The 16,963-nt window shown below is 71.8% G+C and carries 18 protein-coding genes and 1 tRNA gene; 3 read left to right on the top strand and 16 right to left on the bottom strand.

Annotation, left to right across the window (positions count from 1 at the left end; genetic code table 11):
* Positions 1–13 precede the first annotated feature (13 nt).
* The gene (locus ACZ56V_RS03720; protein ID WP_467382413.1) at positions 14–232 is read right to left on the bottom strand and encodes a hypothetical protein; all 219 of its coding nucleotides are present in this window, start codon (positions 230–232) and stop codon (positions 14–16) included.
* Positions 233–357: 125 nt separating this feature from the next.
* Positions 358–439, bottom strand: a tRNA-Tyr gene (locus ACZ56V_RS03725).
* 235 nt (positions 440–674) lie between these two features.
* Here ACZ56V_RS03725 and ACZ56V_RS03730 point away from each other — a divergent pair.
* On the top strand, positions 675–1,163 hold the full coding sequence (locus ACZ56V_RS03730) for a YajQ family cyclic di-GMP-binding protein (protein WP_059299986.1): 489 nt from the start codon (positions 675–677) through the stop codon (positions 1,161–1,163).
* 66 nt (positions 1,164–1,229) lie between these two features.
* Here the strand turns inward: ACZ56V_RS03730 and ACZ56V_RS03735 are convergent, their stop codons facing one another.
* Positions 1,230–1,496: a GlsB/YeaQ/YmgE family stress response membrane protein gene (locus tag ACZ56V_RS03735; protein ID WP_030145422.1), complete on the bottom strand. Its 267-nt coding sequence runs from the start codon at positions 1,494–1,496 to the stop codon at positions 1,230–1,232.
* Positions 1,497–1,636: 140 nt separating this feature from the next.
* Here ACZ56V_RS03735 and ACZ56V_RS03740 point away from each other — a divergent pair, with 140 nt between their 5' ends.
* The gene (locus ACZ56V_RS03740) at positions 1,637–2,881 is read left to right on the top strand and encodes an APC family permease (RefSeq protein ID WP_398912251.1); all 1,245 of its coding nucleotides are present in this window, start codon (positions 1,637–1,639) and stop codon (positions 2,879–2,881) included.
* A gap of 29 nt (positions 2,882–2,910) precedes the next feature.
* Here the strand turns inward: ACZ56V_RS03740 and ACZ56V_RS03745 are convergent, their stop codons facing one another.
* The 13 genes from ACZ56V_RS03745 to ACZ56V_RS03805 all read right to left on the bottom strand — a co-directional run bounded on the left by ACZ56V_RS03745 (position 2,911) and on the right by ACZ56V_RS03805 (position 15,433).
* Positions 2,911–3,504, bottom strand: a complete 594-nt coding sequence (locus tag ACZ56V_RS03745) for an SMI1/KNR4 family protein (RefSeq protein WP_398912250.1) — start codon at positions 3,502–3,504, stop codon at positions 2,911–2,913.
* 96 nt (positions 3,505–3,600) lie between these two features.
* On the bottom strand, positions 3,601–4,017 hold the full coding sequence (locus tag ACZ56V_RS03750; protein WP_104634599.1) for a YccF domain-containing protein: 417 nt from the start codon (positions 4,015–4,017) through the stop codon (positions 3,601–3,603).
* Positions 4,014–4,877: a zinc metalloprotease HtpX gene (gene htpX, locus ACZ56V_RS03755; RefSeq protein WP_356366366.1), complete on the bottom strand. Its 864-nt coding sequence runs from the start codon at positions 4,875–4,877 to the stop codon at positions 4,014–4,016. The genes ACZ56V_RS03750 and htpX overlap by 4 nt, the downstream gene beginning before the upstream one ends.
* A 259-nt stretch (positions 4,878–5,136) precedes the next feature.
* Entirely contained in the window at positions 5,137–6,684 is a 1,548-nt protein-coding gene (locus ACZ56V_RS03760; RefSeq protein WP_468938902.1) for an NADH-quinone oxidoreductase subunit N, read from the bottom strand.
* Entirely contained in the window at positions 6,681–8,261 is a 1,581-nt protein-coding gene (locus ACZ56V_RS03765; RefSeq protein ID WP_398912247.1) for an NADH-quinone oxidoreductase subunit M, read from the bottom strand. The genes ACZ56V_RS03760 and ACZ56V_RS03765 overlap by 4 nt, the downstream gene beginning before the upstream one ends.
* A gap of 6 nt (positions 8,262–8,267) precedes the next feature.
* The gene (locus ACZ56V_RS03770; RefSeq protein ID WP_398912246.1) at positions 8,268–10,262 is read right to left on the bottom strand and encodes an NADH-quinone oxidoreductase subunit L; all 1,995 of its coding nucleotides are present in this window, start codon (positions 10,260–10,262) and stop codon (positions 8,268–8,270) included.
* On the bottom strand, positions 10,259–10,651 hold the full coding sequence (gene nuoK / locus ACZ56V_RS03775) for an NADH-quinone oxidoreductase subunit NuoK (protein ID WP_398912245.1): 393 nt from the start codon (positions 10,649–10,651) through the stop codon (positions 10,259–10,261). Before nuoK ends, ACZ56V_RS03770 begins: the two co-directional genes overlap by 4 nt.
* Positions 10,651–11,322 (bottom strand): NADH-quinone oxidoreductase subunit J, encoded by a 672-nt coding sequence (locus ACZ56V_RS03780; RefSeq protein WP_398912244.1) that lies wholly within the window; start codon positions 11,320–11,322, stop codon positions 10,651–10,653. Before ACZ56V_RS03780 ends, nuoK begins: the two co-directional genes overlap by 1 nt.
* Positions 11,319–11,951: a NuoI/complex I 23 kDa subunit family protein gene (locus ACZ56V_RS03785; protein ID WP_468938908.1), complete on the bottom strand. Its 633-nt coding sequence runs from the start codon at positions 11,949–11,951 to the stop codon at positions 11,319–11,321. Before ACZ56V_RS03785 ends, ACZ56V_RS03780 begins: the two co-directional genes overlap by 4 nt.
* Positions 11,951–12,919: a complex I subunit 1/NuoH family protein gene (locus tag ACZ56V_RS03790; protein ID WP_003974345.1), complete on the bottom strand. Its 969-nt coding sequence runs from the start codon at positions 12,917–12,919 to the stop codon at positions 11,951–11,953. The genes ACZ56V_RS03785 and ACZ56V_RS03790 overlap by 1 nt, the downstream gene beginning before the upstream one ends.
* Entirely contained in the window at positions 12,916–14,388 is a 1,473-nt protein-coding gene (locus ACZ56V_RS03795; RefSeq protein ID WP_468938911.1) for an NADH-quinone oxidoreductase subunit C, read from the bottom strand. The genes ACZ56V_RS03790 and ACZ56V_RS03795 overlap by 4 nt, the downstream gene beginning before the upstream one ends.
* Entirely contained in the window at positions 14,385–15,002 is a 618-nt protein-coding gene (locus tag ACZ56V_RS03800) for an NADH-quinone oxidoreductase subunit B (protein WP_468938914.1), read from the bottom strand. The genes ACZ56V_RS03795 and ACZ56V_RS03800 overlap by 4 nt, the downstream gene beginning before the upstream one ends.
* Positions 14,993–15,433 carry an NADH-quinone oxidoreductase subunit A gene (locus tag ACZ56V_RS03805; protein WP_356366347.1) on the bottom strand — a complete coding sequence of 147 codons (441 nt, stop codon included), beginning with the start codon at positions 15,431–15,433 and terminating at the stop codon, positions 14,993–14,995. Before ACZ56V_RS03805 ends, ACZ56V_RS03800 begins: the two co-directional genes overlap by 10 nt.
* 195 nt (positions 15,434–15,628) lie before the next feature.
* Between ACZ56V_RS03805 and ACZ56V_RS03810 the strand changes: the two genes are divergently transcribed.
* Positions 15,629–16,855, top strand: coding sequence for a sensor histidine kinase (locus tag ACZ56V_RS03810; RefSeq protein ID WP_467382430.1), 1,227 nt, complete (start codon positions 15,629–15,631; stop codon positions 16,853–16,855).
* Positions 16,856–16,963: the final 108 nt, after the last annotated feature.

A 16,963-nucleotide genomic window follows, 5' to 3' on the forward strand; every position in this document is an offset into this window, starting at 1 on the left:
AGGCCGGCAGAGGCTAGAAGAGGGGCAGCTGCCCGGGGAAGTCGGGGACGACGTACCCGTCCAAGGACGGCTGCACCGCACCGAGTTGCGCCGACCGCCGCGAACCGGGACAGGACACGAGTTCACCGCTCTCCCGTGCGCCGGGCGGGTCGTGGCGCGCGTACCGCCCCGCGACGACGGCGATCTCGCGACGGCACTCGGGGCAGATTCTGCGGCGGGAGGACGAGGCCATGACACCAGTCTGCCCCCACCCCGCGAACGGCGAGCCGAGCCCACGCCCCCTCGGGCGGCCCCGCTTATGACGAAGGGCCCCGTGACCTGCTGTTGGGCAGGTCACGGGGCCCTTTCGTTCCCGTGTGGCGGCGCCAGGATTCGAACCTGGGAAGGCTGAGCCGGCAGATTTACAGTCTGCTCCCTTTGGCCGCTCGGGCACACCGCCGGGGTTCGCTGCCCGTCGTACCGCTGGTGGGCGGTGCTCCGTGGCAACGACGTAAACAATACCTGATGTGGCGGGGTGCTTCGCCACCCGATTGATCGCCGCCCCGACCGCGCCGGGTGGCTAGGCTTGTCCGGATGCGGCCGAGGACCCCGCCGGGCCCGGCGGCCGCCGACGTATGCCGGTACGGACCCGGTACGCGGCCCGACACGCACCCAGATACAAGGAGCCACAGGACATGGCCGACTCCAGTTTCGACATCGTCTCGAAGGTCGAGCGGCAGGAGGTCGACAACGCCCTCAACCAGGCCGCCAAGGAGATCTCGCAGCGGTACGACTTCAAGGGCGTGGGCGCCTCGATCTCGTGGTCCGGGGAGAAGATCCTCATGGAGGCCAACTCCGAGGACCGGGTGACCGCAGTCCTCGACGTCTTCCAGTCCAAGCTGATCAAGCGCGGGATCTCGCTCAAGGCTCTGGACGCGGGCGAGCCGCAGCTCTCCGGCAAGGAGTACAAGATCTTCGCGTCGATCGAGGAGGGCATCTCCCAGGAGAACGCGAAGAAGGTGGCCAAGCTCATCCGCGACGAGGGCCCCAAGGGCGTGAAGGCCCAGGTGCAGGGCGAGGAGCTGCGGGTCTCCTCGAAGAGCCGGGACGACCTGCAGACCGTGATCGCTCTGCTGAAGGGCCAGGACTTCGACTTCGCGCTGCAGTTCGTCAACTACCGGTGAGCTGAACCGGACGGGAAAGGGTGGGCACCGCGACGGTGCCCACCCTTTCCCGTCCGGTCCGCGCGTTCAGTCGCGCGAGTTGCCGAACAGGAGCCGGTAGGCGACCAGGAGCACCAGCGAACCGCCGATCGCCGCCGCCCAGGTGGCGCCGTCGTAGAAGTCCTTGCTGATCGGGTGGTCGAGCCAGCGGGCCGATATCCAGCCGCCGATGAAAGCGCCCGCGATGCCGATGAGGGTGGTGCCGATGAGTCCTCCGGGGTCGCGGCCCGGCAGCAGGAACTTGGCGATGGCCCCGGCCAGCAGTCCGAGGATGATCCAGCTGATGACGGTCATGCCATGACCCTGCCCTTTCTCTCTGTGCCCACACGGTGCCAGTGCTGCGGGCCGTTCCTCCGCGCGGTGTTCACGTCCCCTTGGTGAAGGGGACGTTCCGACCGCGTCGGGTGGTTGCGCCGATCAGTAGGGTGCGACCCATGACACCTGCGGGTTCGGGGCTGCGTCGCACTCTTGGTCTGGGCGACGCCGTCGTCGTGGGGCTCGGTTCCATGATCGGTGCCGGGGTCTTCGCCGCTCTGGCGCCCGCGGCGCGCGCCGCGGGCTCGGGGCTGCTCCTCGCCCTCGCCGTGGCAGCCGTCGTCGCCTACTGCAACGCCATGTCGTCGGCCCGGCTGGCCGTCCGGTACCCGGCCTCGGGCGGCACCTACGTCTACGGGCGTGAGCGGCTCGGGGAGTTCTGGGGATATCTCGCGGGCTGGTCGTTCGTCGTCGGGAAGACGGCTTCCTGTGCCGCCATGGCGCTCACCGTGGGCGCGTACGTCTGGCCGGAGCAGGCGCATGCGGTGGCGGTCGCCGCCGTGGTGGCGCTGACCGCGGTGAACTACGGCGGGATCCGGAAGTCCGCCTGGCTGACGCGGGTGATCGTGGCGGTGGTGCTCGCTGTCCTCGCTTCCGTCGTGGTGGCGTGTCTCGGGTCGGGGCGGGCCGACGCCGGACGGCTGGACGTCGGCCTGTCGGGCGGCGTCGGCGGAGTCCTGCAGGCAGCCGGCCTGCTGTTCTTCGCGTTCGCGGGGTACGCGCGGGTCGCGACCCTCGGTGAGGAGGTGCGGGATCCGCGGCGCACGATCCCGCGCGCGATCCCGCTGGCGCTGGGGCTCACCCTGCTGGTGTACGGGTGTGTCGCGGTGGCTGTCCTGTCCGTGCTGGGCCCGGCCGGTCTGGGGCAGGCGACGGCGCCCCTGGCCGACGCGGTACGCGCGGCCGGCGTGCCCGCGCTGGTGCCGGTCGTGCGGGTGGGGGCCGCCGTGGCCGCGCTGGGCTCCCTGCTGGCGCTGATCCTGGGCGTTTCCCGGACGACGCTGGCCATGGCCCGGGACCGTCATCTGCCCCGGGCGCTGGCCGTGGTGCATCCGCGTTTCCAGGTGCCGCACCGGGCGGAGTTGGCCGTGGGCGCGGTGGTCGCGGTCCTGGCGGCGACGGTGGATGTGCGTGGGGCGATCGGCTTCTCCTCCTTCGGTGTGCTGACGTACTACGCCGTGGCCAACGCGTCGGCCTGGACGCTCGGCCCTTCGCGGGTGTCGCGGGTCGTACCGGCGCTGGGGCTGATCGGCTGTGTGCTGCTCGCCTTCTCGCTTCCGGCGCTGTCGGTCGCCGTGGGTGTGGGCGTGCTGGCGGTGGGTGTGGTGGCGTACGGGGTGCGGGGGCAGCAAGTCCCGCGGTAGGCGGCGGGAGGGGCTCGGCCGGTTTCCCTTCAGGAGGCTGGTGTGGCCGACGTACCCGTCGTCACGGGTCCTCTGCCGGTGCGTATGGGGAAGTCGCCCCACGGGGGCGGTTCCGGGCCCTCGTGGGCCTCCTCGTACCAGCCTGTGCCCTCGACCCAGGTGCGCAGCCAGTCGGCGAGGCTCGGGGCGTCGACGTACCAGGCGTGGTCGGCGTCAACGCCGTTGGGCTCGAAGAGGAGGACGGTGGCCTGCGGGGAGCGGCAGTCGACGCACGCGTACATCGCGCACCCCCAGTGGGATATGGGCAGGACACCCTCGGGCCAGGGCCAGTCGGGGTCCTTCGCGCCGCTGTCGCGGTTGGCGAGGTACTGGGCGACGGCGGCGGGCTCGCCCGACGGCGGGCCGTCGAGCAGGGGCAACAGGCCGTACTCCGGGCCGAACCCGCCGTCTCCTATGCGCAGGTACAGCTCGGCGAGCAGTGCGGGGAGAGGGAAGCCCAGGGCGGCCTCGGCGCGGGCCGGCGTCGCCCCGTCCACGGGCTCGGGCAGGGAAGCCCAGCCCCACGGGCGGGTGTTCCGCGCTTTGGCGGCCACCCGTTCCAGCAACTGCTCGTTCTCGGTCATGGGTTCATGATGCGGGCCGCCACTGACATCCGGGCGGGCCTGTGGACAACGAGGAAGCTGTGGACAACGTGGGCCACGACGGCCCACGAAGATCCTTCACCAGCCGGTCCGCTGCGACGTCGCCGCAGCGGTGAACGGCTGGTCCGTGCGCACGATCTCGCGCCCCAGCGGGAGCAGCGAGACGGGGATCAGCTTGAAGTTGGCGAGGCCGAGCGGGATGCCGATGATCGTGACGCACAGCGCGATACCGGTGACGATGTGGCCGAGCGCCAGCCACCAGCCGGCGAGGACGAGCCACAGCACGTTCCCGATGCAGGAGGGTGCTCCGGCGTCGCGGCGCTCGACCGCCGTGTACCCGAAGGGCCACAAGGCGTAGACGCCGATGCGGAAGGCCGCGATACCGAAGGGGATTCCGATGATCGTGACGCAGAGCAGCGCGCCCGCCAGCAGGTAGCCGAGGAACAGCCAGAAGCCGCTGAGCACGAGCCAAATGACGTTGAGGATGGTCTTCACTGCTGACGACCTGCCATCTTTTCGAGCCGGGCGATTCGCTCCGCCATCGGCGGGTGGGTGGAGAACATCTTCGAGAGTCCCTGCCCCGGCCGGAAGGGATTGGCGATCATCATGTGGCCGGCGGTCTCGAGCCGGGGCTCCGGGGGGAGCGGAAGCTGCTTGGTACCGAGTTCCAGTTTGCGCAGGGCGCCGGCCAGGGCGAGCGGGTCGCCGGTCAGCTGGGCGCCGGAGGCGTCGGCCTCGTACTCCCGGGAACGGCTGATCGCCAGTTGGATGACGGTGGCGGCGAGCGGTCCGAGCAGCATGATGAGGAGCATGCCCAGCAGACCGGGTCCGTCATCGTCGTTGGACCGCCCCACGGGGATCAGCCAGGCGAAGTTGACCAGGAACATGATCACCGAGGCGAGGGCACCGGCGACGGAGGAGATGAGGATGTCGCGGTTGTAGACGTGGCTGAGTTCGTGGCCGATGACTCCGCGCAGTTCGCGCTCGTCGAGCAGGCGCATGATGCCCTCGGTGCAGCACACGGCCGCGTTGCGCGGGTTGCGGCCGGTCGCGAAGGCGTTCGGCGCCTCCGTCGGTGAGATGTACAGGCGGGGCATCGGCTGGCGGGCCTGGGTGGAGAGCTCGCGCACCATGCGGTACAGCGCCGGGGCCTCGAACTCGCTGACCGGGCGGGCGCGCATGGCGCGGAGCGCGAGCTTGTCGCTGTTCCAGTACGCGTAGGCGTTGGTGCCCAGGGCGACGAGGACGGCGACGACGAGGCCCGCTCGGCCGAAGAAGCTGCCGATGACGATGATGAGCGCGGACAGTCCCCCGAGGAGTACTGCGGTCCTGAGCCCGTTGTGCCGGCGGTGCACGGTACGCCCTCCAAGTCGTGCAGCAGGGGAACCCTTTGCTTGCTGGTCTCGCTCGCTGTGGTTGCTTCCCGGTCTCCGGTGCCACCGGTGCCGTGGGTGACACGTCCAGTGGACCCTTCCGTACTGGTCAACGCCAGGCGAAGGCCACCAGTTCCCCGGGCCCCCGCGCGGCACGTGTGGTCCGTACGGGTGACGGCCGCGGCGGACTCCACGCGCGCGTGGAGCCGGGTGCCGCCCGCGCGTGTCCGGGCGGGTGCGTTCAGAAGAGCCCGGTGTCGGCGAAGCGCAGGATCAGCTGGGGTGCTCCGGAGAGGGCGACGGCAAGGACCGCGGTCGCGGCGATCGCGGCCGTGAGGGGGCCGGGGGCACGGTGGCCGGCGGGCGCCTCCTCGGGCGCCCGGAACAGCAGAGCCGTCCATTGGAGGTAGTAGAAGAGCGCGATCACGACGTTGACGGCCATGACGACGGCCAGCCAGCCGAGTCCGGCGTCGACGGCCGCGGAGAACACCGTGACCTTGGCGAAGAGGCCGATGACGCCGGGCGGCAGTCCGGCGAGGCAGAGCAGGAAGAACGCCATGGTCAGGGCGGTGAGGGGGTTGGACGCGTACAGGCCGCGGTAGTCCGCGACGCGGTTCAGGACCCTCGTGCGGCCCACCAGCGCGGCCACCGCGAAGGCACCGAGGTTCACCGCGGCGTACATGAGGGCGTAGGCGACGGTGGAGCCGATGGAGCGCTCGGCGTCGTCGGAGTACGCGGCGGCGGCGATCGGTACCAGGAGGTAGCCGGCCTGGCCGACGGACGACCAGGCGAGCAGGCGTACCGCGCTGTACGCGCGCGTGGCCTGCTGCCGGAGGGCGCCGACGTTGCCGACGGTCATGGTGAGCGCGGCCAGCGCCGCGAGGGCGGGGCCCCAGACGTCCGCGTAGGAGGGAAGGGCGACGACCGTGACCAGGATGAGGCCGGAGAAGCCGACCGCCTTGCCGATCACGGACAGGTAGGCCGCGATCGGCAGCGGGGCCCCCACGTAGGTGTCGGGCACCCAGAAGTGGAAGGGGACGGCGGCCGTCTTGAAGGCGAAGCCGACGAGAGTGAGGACGACGCCGGTCTGGGCGAGGGTCGTGAACTGCCCGTCGATGTGCTGGATGCGGTCGGCCACCTGGGTGAGGTAGAGGGTGCCGGTGGTGGCGTACACGAAGCTGATGCCCATGAGGCTGACCGCGGTCGCGGTGACCGAGGACAGGAAGAACTTCAGGGCCGCTTCGGAGGACCTGCGGTCGCCCTGCCGGAGGCCGACGAGGGCGAAGGCGGGCAGGGAGGCGACCTCCAGGGCGACGACGAGGGTCGCGAGGTCGCGGGAGGCGGGCAGGAGGGCGGCGCCGGCCGCGGAGGAGAGCAGCAGGAACCAGAACTCCCCCTCGGGCAGTCCCCGGTCGGCGTCCTTCACCGCGGTGACGGACAGGAGGGCGGTCAGCAGGGCCCCGCCGAGGACCAGGAACTGGATGGCGAGGGTGAAGGTGTCCGCGGTGTAGCTGCAGACGCCGGGCTCGCCGGCCAGGCAGAACGTCGAGCGGTCGTCGTTCACCAGGGGCAGCAGCATGAGGGCGGAGGCGGCGAGTCCGGCGACCGAGATCCAGCCGAGCAGGGACTTGCGGGCGTCCTTGACGAACAGGTCGGTGACGAGGACGACGAGACCCACGACCGCCGTGAGGGTGGGCGGCGCGATGGCGAGCCAGTCGACCGACTGGACGAGGTTCTGGGCCAGTGACTGCGTCAGGGGCTCGGCGAGGAGCTGGGCCGGGGAGCTCATCGGGTGCCTCCTGAGAGGAGCTGCTGCACGGCCGGGTCGGTCAGCCCGAGGAGGGTCCTGGGCCACAGTCCGGCGACGACGGTGAGGGCGACGAGCGGCGTCCAGGCGGCGAACTCGTAGGTGCGCACGTCGGCGAGCTTCGGCTGCGGGGTGTCCTGCGGCACGGCGCCCATGCAGACGCGGCGGACCACGATCAGCATGTACGCGGCGGTCAGCAGGGTCCCGAAGGCGGCGACGGCCATGAAGGTGAGGAAGGCGGGGCGGCTGAGGTCGTCGTGCGGGTCGAAGGCGCCGAACAGGGCGAGCATCTCGCCCCAGAACCCGGCCAGGCCCGGCAGACCGAGCGAGGCGACCGCCGCGAAGGCGAGCAGTCCGCCGAGGCGCGGTGCCTTGCCGTACAGGGCGTGACCGGACTCTTCGGCGAGGGCGTCGAGGTCGGTGGTCCCGGTGCGGTCCTTGAGCGCGCCGACCACGAAGAAGAGCAGGCCGGTGATGAGTCCGTGGGCGATGTTGGCGAACAGCGCGCCGTTGACGCCGGTCGGGGTCATGGTGGCGACGCCGAGCAGGACGAAGCCCATGTGGCCGACGGAGGAGTAGGCGATGAGGCGCTTGAGGTCGCCCTTGGCGCCTCTTCTGGCGAGGGCCAGGCAGGCCAGGGAGCCGTAGATGATGCCGACGACGGCGAAGGCGGCGAGGTAGGGCGCGAAGGTGCGGAAGCCCTCCGGCGCGACCGGGAGCAGAATCCGGACGAAACCGTACGTACCCATCTTCAGCAGGACACCGGCCAGCAGGACCGAGCCGACGGTCGGCGCGGCGGTGTGGGCGTCGGGCAGCCAGCTGTGCAGCGGCCACATCGGGGTCTTGACCGCGAGCCCGACCCCGATCGCCAGAACGGCGATGACCTGTACGGATGTGGTCAGCGACCGGCCGTTGTCAGTGGCGAGTGCCACCATGTCGAATGTGCCCGCCGTGATTCCGATCAGGAGCAGGCCGAGCAGCATGACGACGGAGCCGAGGAGCGTGAAGAGGATGAATTTCCAGGCGGCCCCGGCCCGTCCCTCGCCGCCCCAGCGGGCGATGAGGAAGTACATCGGGATGAGGACCGTCTCGAAGGCGAGGAAGAACAGGATCAGGTCGAGGACGGCGAAGGTCGCGAGGGTGCCGGACTCCAGGACGAGCAGCAGCGCGACGAATGCCTTCGGGCTCGGGCCCGAAGGCATCTTCGAGTACGAGTAGAGCGCGCAGAGGAAGGTCAGCAGCGCGGTCAGGACCAGCAGGGGGAGGGAGATGCCGTCGATGCCGAGGTGGATGCGTACGTCGAGTGCGGGGATCCAGCTGATGTCCGTGCTGGCCTGCATCTTCGACGGATGGTCGTGGTCGAAGCCGAGCACGAGGACGACCGCCGCGAGCAGGACGGCGCCGGTGACGGTGACGCCGTGCCGGAGTACGGCCTGCTCGGGTGACTTCCCCTTCAGTCCGGGCGGGGCCGGCAGAAGAGCGGCGGCGGCGCCGAGGAGCGGGCCGACGACGATGAACGCGAGAAGGACCTGCATCACGGACTCGTTGATATCGATCACGCCTGCTCACGCTCCCGTGGCGACGAGGACGGCGGCGACCGCGAGGACGACGGTGCCGGCGAGCAGCGCGCTCACATAGGTCTGCACATTGCCGGTCTGGGCACGCCGCACGGCGGCCCCGAGCAAGCGGGGCAGCACGCCCGCCGCACGTACGTAGGTGTCGACGACCTCGCGGTCCAGGAACCGGACGAGGCCTGCGCCCGCTTGGACCGGGCGGACGAAGAGGGTCGTGTACACCGCGTCCAGGTGGAAGCCGGCGGCCGCGTGCCGGTGCACCGGACCCAGCAGGAGTCGTCCCGGATCTGACGGGTCGGGCGCGGAGGCGAGGTCTCCGTAGGCGGGCCGGTGGGCGGCGATGGCCTCGGCCTCCACCAGGGCGGCGTCGCCCTCGGGGTGGGCGGCGACGGCGCCCAGCGGGGTGCGGGCCGCGACCGCCGAGGTGTGCCGCCAGGCGGCGTAGGTGACGATGCCGCCCACCAGCGCCACCCCCGTGCCCAGCACGGAAGTGGTGAGGGTCGGGGTGAGGTCGAGGCCGTCGAACCAGTCGGGCAGCAGTCGGAACGCGAGCCCGCCCAGGGCGAGGGAGGGGATGGCGAGCACCCAGAGCACGGCGTTCATGACCAACGGCTGCCTGCCGTGGTCGGGGGCCTCGGCGCCTCGGCCGCGGAAGGCCAGCAGCCACAGGCGGGTCGCGTAGGCGGCGGTGAGCAGGGCCGTGATCAGCCCGGCGACGAGCACGGTCCAGCCCGCGGCGCCGGGCGCGTGCTCGGTGTGGCCGGTGACGACGTGCTCCGCGGCACCGAGGACGGACTCCTTGGAGAAGAAGCCGCTGAAGGGCGGGATCGCGGCGAGCGCGAGCAGGGCCACAGTCATCGTCCAGTAGGCGTCCGGGACGCGTTCGCGCAGGCCCCGCATGCGGGACATGGCGGCCAGCGAGTTGGTGCCGGCGGCGTGGATGATCACGCCGGCGGCGAGGAACAGGAGCGCCTTGAAGGCGCCGTGCGTGAGGAGGTGGAAGACGGCGGCGCCCCGGTCGCCGGTGGCGAGGGCGCCGGTCATGTAGCCGAGCTGTCCGATCGTCGAGTAGGCCAGGACGCGTTTGATGTCGTCCTGGGCGAGGGCGGCGAGCGCGGAGCCGACCATCGTGACGGCGGCCATGACGGCGAGGACGGCCATCGCGGCCCGTGAGGCCTCGAACAGCGGAAGGAGCCGGGCGACGAAGTACACACCGGCGGCGACCATCGTCGCGGCGTGGATCAGCGCGGAGACGGGCGTCGGGCCCGCCATCGCGTCGGGGAGCCAGGTGTGCAGGGGGAACTGCGCCGACTTGCCCGCCACGCCGGCCAGGAGCAGCAGGGCGATCAGCGTCGGGTGGTCGAGCGAGCCACGCGCGACCGCGCCGAGGATCTCGGTGATGCGGAAGGAGCCGGCCTCGGTCGCCAGCGCGAGCAGACCGATCAGGAAGGGGACGTCGCCGAGCTTGGTCACCAGGAAGGCCTTGAGGGAGGCGGCGCGCGCCTCCGGGGTCTCCCAGTAGTGGCCGACCAGGAAGTACGAGCAGATGCCCATGACCTCCCAGCCGACCAGCAGCACCATCAGGTCGCCGGAGTACACGACGAGGAACATCGCGGAGGTGAACAGGGAGACGAGAGCGGCGTACGAGGCGTAGCGCGGGTCGTCGCGGAGATAGCCCGTCGAGTAGATCTGCACGCAGGTGGCGACGGTGCCGACCAGGAGGGCGACGAGGGCGGCGAAGCCGTCGATGTGCAGGGCGAGTTCGACGGGGACCGAACCGGTGGGTGTCAGCTCCGTGACGGCGTCGACGGCCCGGCCACCGTCCTGACGGGCCGCTACGAGTACGGCGAGGACGAGGGCCGCCAGCGTCGGCAGGACGGCGAGGGGGCGGACGAACCCGGGCGCCGACCGGCCCAGCAGGAGACCGGCGGCCGCCCCGAGGAAGGGAAGGAGGGGGACGAGTACGGCGAGGGTGGTCGTGGTCACGCGGTGGCCTCAGCCTTCTCGGCGGCCGTCCCGGTCGCGGGGGTGTCGGCGCCGGGACCCTCGGGCTCATGACCCTCGGCGGTGTCGCGGAGCCTGTCGATGTCCGAGGTGCCGCGGTTGCGGTGGACGGCGAGGACGATCGCCAGGCCGATGCCGATCTCGGCGGCCGCGATGGCGATGGTGAACAGGGTCAGGGCCTGGCCGGAGTGCAGGGTCTCCTCGGCGGCCCTGCTGAGCCAGACGTCGAAGGCGACCAGGTTGAGGTTGACGGCGTTCAGCATCAGCTCGACCGACATCAGGACCAGGATCGCGTTGCGGCGCGCGAGGACGCCGTAGAGGCCGGTGCAGAACAGGAGGGCGGAGAGGACGGCGGGATAGGCGAGGTGCATCAGCGGACACCGCCCGTCTGGGAGGTGCCGGACTGGGAAGTGCCGGCCTGCGGGTTTCCTGGCTGGGACGCCTCGTCCGCGCGGGCCGCCTTGGCCTTGCGGGACAGGACGATGGCGCCGACCAGGGCGGCGAGGAGGAGGACCGAGAGGGCCTCGAAGGGGAGGACCCAGTTCTGGAACAGGCTGGCTCCGGTGACGGCGGTGGAGCCTGCGGCCGGGCCGTCCAGGTCGATCCAGGTGGTGCGGAAGGCGTCGACGACGACCCACACCAGGGCCGCCGCGGAGGCCACGGCCACGGTGAGCGCGGCCCAGCGGTTGCCGGAGTCGGCGTCGGGGGACCGGCCGATGGGCGCCCTGGTGAGCATCAGCCCGAACAGGATGAGGACGACGACGGCACCGACGTAGATGAGGACCTGGACCCAGGCGATGAACTCGGCGGTGAGCAGCAGGTATTCGACGGCGAGGCCACCCAGGGCCACCACGAGCCACAGGGCGGCGTGGACGAGCCGGCGGGTGGTGACGGTGATGACGGCGGCTCCGAGGGTGACCAGGCCGACGAGGAGGAAGGCGATCTCCACGCCGGTCGGGGACAGGAAGCCGTGGGATCCGGCGGCGGTGGTCGTGGGGTGCGCGGACGCGGTGAGGTGGCCGACGGTCGCTGCGAGGGTCATGACCGGCCCTCCTGTCCGGGCTGGTCCGCCTGTCCGGGCTGGTCCGTCTGTCCGGGCTGGTCCGTCTGTGCGGGCTGGTCCGTCTGTGCGGGCTGGTCCGTCCGCGGCTGCGCGGCCAGCTTGTCGGCGGCCTTGCGGGCGGCGGCGAGTTCCTTGGGCTCCTCCGCGCCGGGGTCGAGGGCGGGCGGTGCCGGCACCGTCCACATCCACTCGCGGAGCTTGTCCCGCTCGTGGGTGAGCTCGCGGATGTCGGTCTCGGCGTACTCGAACTCCGGGGACCAGAACAGGGCGTCGAAGGGACAGACCTCGATGCAGATACCGCAGTACATGCACAGGGAGAAGTCGATGGCGAAACGGTCGAGGACGTTGCGGCTGCGGTCACGCCCGCCAGGGGTGGCCGCCGGGACCGTCTCCTTGTGGGAGTCGATGTAGATGCACCAGTCGGGGCACTCGCGGGCGCACAGCATGCAGACCGTGCAGTTCTCCTCGAACAGGCCGATCACACCGCGGGTACGGGGCGGCAGTTCGGGCTGGGCGTCCGGGTACTGCTCGGTGACGGTCTTCCTCGTCATCGTGCGCAGGGTGACGGCCAGGCCCTTGGCCAGGCCGCTGCCGGGGACGGGGGCCATTACGCGATCACCACCTTGACGATGCCGGTGAGGGCGATCTGGGCGAGGGAGAGGGGGACGAGGAGCGTCCAGGACAGTTTCTGGAGCTGGTCCTCGCGCAGCCGCGGGTAGGTGACGCGCAGCCAGATCACGACGAAGGCGAGGACGGCCGCCTTGAGCAGGGTCCACACCCAGCCGAGGCCGTCGGCGCCCCAGGGGCCGTGCCAGCCGCCCAGGAAGAGGACGGTGGTCAGACCGCACAGGACGACGATCCCGGCGTACTCGGCGAGGAGGAACAGGGCGAAGCGCAGGCCGGTGTACTCGGTGTAGGCACCGAAGATGATCTCCGAGTCGGCGACCGGCATGTCGAACGGGGGCCGCTGCAGTTCGGCCAGCCCGGCGACGAAGAAGACGATCGCGCCGACGATCTGCCAGGGCAGCCACCACCACTCGAAGGCGTCGAGGATGCCGACGAGGGAGACGGTGCCGGCCGCCATGGCCACGGAGGCCGCGGTCAGCAGCATCGGGAGTTCGTACGCGAGGAGCTGGGCGGCGGTACGCAGGCCGCCGAGGAGGGAGAACTTGTTCGCGGAGGACCAGCCGGCCATGAGCGAGCCGAGGACGCCCACGCCCATGACGGCGAGGACGAAGAAGACGCCCGCGTCGACGACCTGACCGACCGCGCCCTCTCCGGGCCCGACCGGGATGGCCAGGAGGACCAGGAGGTACGGCAGCAGGGCCACGGCCGGGGCGAGCTGGAAGATACGGCGGTCCGCGTCGGCGGGGACCACGTCCTCCTTCTGCGCGAACTTCACGCCGTCCGCGACGAGCTGGGCCCAGCCGTGGAAGCCACCCGCGTACATCGGGCCCAGGCGGCCTTGCATGTGGGCCATCACCTTGTGCTCGGTCTGGCCGACGATCAGGGGGAACGCGAGGAAGACGACGAAGACGACCAGCAGGCGCAGGGTGACGTCGAGCGCGTCGTTCACTGCGGGCCTCCTGGGGAGTTCGGCGGATCGGGCGGCGGGGTGTCGTCGGTGTCACCAGGGGCGTCGGGCTCCTGAGGAGCTTCCGACTCACCGGGGGCTTCCGACTCGCGGGGAGCTTCCGTCTCACGCGAGGCTTCCGGCTCGCGGGGTGCCTCTGACCCGTCGTCGGGGGCGGTCGGTGACTCTTCGGCAGCCCCCGGCTCCCCGGCGGCGGCAGGCTCGTCGAACGCCGGGCGGGCGTGGTGCCACGGCGCGTCCGGGCTGCGCGGTGTCGTGGGCGTCGGCTTCGGGGCCGGTTCCTCGGTGGGCGAGGAGGGGGCGGGGGCGCCGCCGTCCCGGGTGCCGCCGCCGGAACCCGCGTCGTCCGGCTGCCTGGCGTCGGAGGCGTCCCGCCGGCTCGCCGAACCCTGCGACGCGCTCCGGGCACGCCGAGGGCCGGCGGTACCGGCGGCGCCCTGCTGTCCGGCCGCCGTGTCCGCGGCGGGCCCGTCCGTCGCACCGACCACTCGCTGGGAGGCCGAACCCTGCGACGCGCTCCGGGCACGCCGGGGGCCGGCGGTACCGGCGGCGCCCTGCTGTCCGGCCGCCGTGTCCGCGGCGGGCCCGTCCGTCGCACCGGCCGCTCGCTGGGAGGCCGAGCCCTGCGACGCGCTCCGGGCACGCCGCGGTGCCGGTGCGGCCGTCGGTTCGCCGGCCGGGGAGGACTGGCCGGCCGAGCCCTCGGCCGCCGTGTGGGAGCGGCGGGGCGCGGCCGGGGTCTCGGTGCCGGGAGCCGCCTGGCCGACGGAGCCCTCGGCGGCCGTACGCGTGCGGCGGGCGGGGCGTTCGCCCGCCCCGCGGACCGGGCGCTCCCCGGCCGCACGCCCCGCGCCCCGTGCCGGGCGGGCCGGAGCGGGAGGCAGCTGGCCCTTCAGCGGGCCCCACTCGTTGGGATCGGGGACGCCCGGCGGCAGCATCTGCCGGCGACGGGGACCGCCGTGATCGGACTCGCCGGGCTCCTTGGCCCCGGGCCAGGCCTTGGCAACGCGGGCGGCGAGGACGAAGTCCTTGCGCAGCGGGTGGCCCTCGAAGCCCTCCGGCAGGAGCAGGTGGTCCAGCGCGGGGTGGTCCTCGAAGACGACACCGAACATCTCGTGGGTCTCGCGCTCGTGCCAGGCCGCACCCGCGTACACCGCGACGGCGGTGGGCAGCACCGGGGCGTCGTGCGGGACGGTCGTACGCACAAGCAGCCTGCGGACCGGTCCCAGCGCGACGACGTGGGCCGCGACGCGGAACCCGGTGCCCGGCTCGTCGACCGCGCTCAGCCAGTCGAAGTAGGTGCAGCCGAGCCGGTCGCGTGCCGTCTCCAGGGCGGTGATCCAGGACGTCGGCGGCACGTCGACGGTCAGGAGGTCGTACGACTCCCCCGCCGTGGCGTCCGGACCGAAGAGTTCCTCGGCGCCCACGGGCAGCCAGCCGACCGCGGTCATCGGCCCTCCTCGGCGTCGGGGGCCGGTGCCGGAGCCGAGGCCGGCGGTCGTACCAGGCCGCTGCGCAGCGCGGCGGTCGACGGCCGGGGCGAGGTTCCGTACCGCTCCCCCAGCGACTCCCGCGCGATCTTCTCCTGGAGCTTGAGGATCCCCTGGAGCAGCGCCTCGGGGCGCGGCGGGCAGCCGGGGACGTAGACGTCGACGGGGATGATCTGGTCGACGCCCTTCGTCACGGAGTAGGAGTCCCAGTACGGGCCGCCGCAGTTGGAGCAGGCGCCGAAGGAGATGACGTACTTCGGCTCGGGCATCTGCTCGTACAGGCGTTTGACGGCCGGTGCCATCTTGTCGGTCACCGTGCCCGAGACGACCATCAGGTCGGCCTGGCGGGGGCCGGGCGCGAACGGGATCACGCCGAGCCGGATGAAGTCGTGGCGGGCCATCGACGCGGCGATGAACTCGATCGCGCAGCAGGCGAGGCCGAAGTTGAAGACCCAGAGCGAGTAGCGGCGGCCCCAGTTCAGGACGACCTTCATCGGCTCCGGAGCGAGGCGTGCGAGCGCGCCCAGCCTCTTGGGCTCGGGGAGCGGCACGGGTTCGGCGGGGTTCACGTCCACGACAGGACGCCCTTCTTGTATGCGTACAACAGACCCACGGCGAGGAAGCCGAGGAAGATGAACATCTCCACGAGGGTCGTGGCCCCGTAACCAGGGTCGGCGAAGACCGTCGCCCAGGGGAAGAGGAAGATCGAGTCGACCGCGAAGATGACGTAGAGGAACGCGTAGACGTAGTAGCGGACCTGGGTGTGCGCCCAGCCCTCCCCCACGGGGTCGACGCCGCACTCGTACGTGAGCAGCTTCTCGGGCGTCGGGACCACCGGTCGCAGCAGCCGTCCGGCGCCGAAGGCCACGGCGACGAAGAGCACTCCCACGACGGCGAGCAGGCCGACGACCGAGTACGACTGGAAGTAGTCCGCGGCGAGCCCGACGGTCGCGTCGGCCGTGGTCACGGCGCCGGCGGTCGCCTCGCCGAGGGTCGGTTCCGGCACGTGCGCCCCTCGCTCCCTGTCGTGGACGGCGTGAACGCCGCTGTTCGACGATCTGTACGCACGGGAGTCTAGGGCCTGATAAAGACGCGGTAAGCAGCCCGTCGCACCTTGGGACGCGGGGGTGGGGTTTTCCTCAGTGCGCCCCGGCGGTCCACCTCATGGCGCGGCGCCGCACCGCACGGCACGCTGACGTGTATGACCGAACGCCTCTCGACCTCCAGCCTCGCCGGGACCACCGGCGCAGCGGCCGGCGACCGCCTGCCACCGGCCCGTTTCGCCTACGACCGGCACACCTGGAAGGAGATCGCCCATCTGCTGGCGAATCTTCCGGCGGCGCTGCTCGGCTTCGTCTACGTCGTGACGACGCTGTCTGTCGGTATCGGGTTGACGGTCACGGTGATCGGGCTCCCGCTGCTGGCGGCCGGCCTGCTGGGCGCGCGGCAGTTGGGCAAGCTGGAGCGGGCCCGGGCGCGGAGGCTGCTCGGCGTGCGGGTGGACGAGCCGAGCCCGCTGCCGCTGCGGGGCAGGCGCGGTTTCTTCGCCCAGTTGTGGATGTCCCTGAAGGACCCGGTGGGCTGGCGCACGGTCCTGTACGACGTCATCCGGCTCCCCTGGGGCGTGGCCACCTTCGTCGTCACGTTGACGTCGTTGATCGTGCTGTGGCCGGTGCTGCCGTTCATCGCGCGGGGCCTGGCCAACGTCGACCGGGCCATGGTGCGCGGGCTGCTGTCCCCGTCCGACGAGCTGGAGCGGCGGATCGCCGAGCTGGAGTCGGACCGGGGGATCGTGGTCGACACGGCCGCGGCCGACCTGCGGCGCATCGAGCGCGACCTGCACGACGGGGCACAGGCCCGCCTGGTCAACCTCGCGATGGGTCTGGGCCTGGCGAAGGAGAAGCTCCTGGAGGACCCCGACGCGGCGGCGGCCATGGTCGACGAGGCGCACGGCGAGGTGAAGCTGGCCCTGCAGGAGCTGCGGGACCTGGCCCGCGGTATCCATCCGGCCGTCCTGACCGACCGCGGTCTGGACGCGGCGCTCTCCTCGGTCGCCTCCCGCTGCACCGTGCCGGTCAGGGTCTCCGTCGACCTGGCGGAGCGCCCCGCGGCGGCCATCGAGGGCATCGCCTACTTCACGGTCTCGGAGCTGCTCCAGAACGTCAGCAAGCACAGTGGCGCCGGCTCGGCCTCCGTGGAGGTGTGGCGGTCGTCCGACCGACTGCTCATGCAGGTGGAGGACGACGGCCACGGAGGCGCGCGCCTCGACGGCGGTACGGGGATGAAAGGCCTCGCCGACCGGCTGTCCGCCGTCGACGGTCTCTTCCTCGTCGACTCCCCGGAGGGCGGCCCGACGACGATCACGGCCGAGCTGCCGTGGCGCGACCGCACGGAGGCCGACGCGGCGGGCTCCGTCGCCAGGAGGTAGGGAAAACCCCCCTCCCCGGACGCCGACGGGCTCCATTGGCCGTGGCGGTGCGGCCGAGGAGGGTGGAGGTAGGACGGCACAGCCGCAGACCACGAGGAGAAGGACGGC

The organism is Streptomyces sp. NPDC034099, from assembly GCF_055575415.1.